The following is a 1857-nucleotide window of genomic DNA, read 5'->3' as shown; positions in this document are numbered from 1 at the left end:
TCCCGAATAAACACTCCCCTGCCCCGTGAACAGAAATGCCAACTTCCCATCCACCCTCACGCGCCCTTTGGCGACCCTTGCGCCCTGGCGGTTTTCTCCCGTTCCCCATCCCCCCAAATCTTTGGCGACCCTTGCGCCCTGGCGGTTTTCTCCCGTTCCCCATCCCCCAAAATCCTCCGGCTCCCCACCAGCAATCTCCGACAACCCCAAAAGCGCCCCCGCGCGATCCCCCGCCACCACCGCCGCACGGTATTCGAACGGTGCTCGCGTCGTCGCCAGCGAATACCCCATATCCAACAACGAGATCGTCTCGTTCCGTTGCACCGACGCGAGCAACCGCGCCGCTTGCTCCCGCAGCGCCCCCTCGCTCTTCCCCGACAACACCAGCGGCACGTATTCCGGCACCACCGTGGATTCCGCAACGACCGTCGCATCCTCCGCCGGAGCCTCTTCAAGAATCATGTGCGCATTCGTCCCGCTGATTCCAAACGAGGAAATCCCCGCGCGCCGTTGCCGACCGAATCGCGCCCTCCACTCCTGCGCCTCCGTCAACAACCTCACCCCACCGCCCGACCAATCCACGTGCCTCGACGCCCGCTCCGCGTGCAAGCTCTTCGGCAGCTTCTCGTGCTGCATCGACAGCACCATCTTCATCACACCCGCAACCCCCGCCGCCGCTTGCGTATGGCCAAGATTCGACTTGATGCTCCCGAGCCATAACCCCTCCTCCGCTTTCCGACCCTGCCCATACGTCGCCAGCAGCGCCTGCGCCTCGATCGGATCCCCCAACGTCGTCCCCGTCCCGTGACCCTCCACCACCTCCACGTCCCCCGCTCCCAACCCCGCATCTTCCAGCGCCTGCATAATCACGCGCTGCTGCGACGGCCCATTCGGCGCCGTCAGCCCTTGGCTTCGCCCGTCTTGGTTCACCGCGCTCCCGCGAATCACCGCCAGCACCGGATGACCGAGGCGTTTCGCCTCCGACAACCGCTCCAGCACCAGCATCCCCACCCCTTCGCTCCAACCCACTCCGTTTGCACCCTCCCCAAACGACCGGCATCGCCCATCCGGCGACAACCCACGCTGACGACTGAACTCGATGAAGGTCAGCGGCGTCGACATCACTGTCACCCCACCGGCCAGCGCCAACGCGCACTCCCCTTGCCGCAACGCCCGACACGCCAGGTGAATCGCCACCAGCGACGAGCTGCACGCCGTGTCGATCGTCATCGCGGGCCCCTCCAAACCCAGCGTGTACGCGATGCGCCCCGATGCGATGCTCGGTGCGCTCCCTATCCCAACATGACCTTCGTACCCCGCCGGTGCCGGCGCCAGACGCGCCCCGTAATCGCTGTACATCACCCCCACGAACACGCCCGTCCGCGTCCCCTGCAAGGTCCGCGGGTCCATCCCGCCTCCCTCCAACGCCTCCCACGACGTCTCCAACAAGAGCCGCTGCTGCGGATCGATCGTCAACGCCTCCCGCGGGCTAATTCCAAAGAACCCCGCGTCGAACTCCGCCGCCTCGTGCAAAAACCCGCCCCGCCGCGTCGTGCTCTTTCCTATCGCCTCCGCGTCCGGATCGTAGAGCCCCTCCACGTCCCAGCCCCGATTCGCGGGGAACTCCGTGATCCCCTCGCCACCAGCCTCCAACAGCGCCCACAATCCCTCCGCATCCTTCACCCCGCCGGGATAGCGGCACGCCATCGATACAATCGCAATTGGCTCGTTCCCCGCATAGTCCGATCGCGCCTCGCGCGACCCGTTCGGCGCGACGCTGACGTCCCCCATCAGCTCCCGCTGCAGGTACCGCATCAGCGCCTGCGGGGTCGGATGGTCGAACAGCAAGGTCGCCGG

The 1857-nt window shown here is 66.3% G+C and carries 1 pseudogene; it reads right to left on the bottom strand.

What is annotated here, in order from left to right:
* Positions 1–237: 237 nt before the first annotated feature.
* A pseudogene (locus tag LZC94_10305) lies at positions 238–1731 on the bottom strand (polyketide synthase).
* Positions 1732–1857 lie beyond the last annotated feature (126 nt).

This window comes from Sorangiineae bacterium MSr11954 (genome assembly GCA_037157815.1).
In the GTDB taxonomy this organism is placed as follows: Bacteria; Myxococcota_A; Polyangia; order Polyangiales; family Polyangiaceae; genus Pendulispora; species Pendulispora albinea.
Note: the sequence above shows the minus strand (reverse complement) of the source record. Positions and strands in the feature narration are given on the sequence as shown.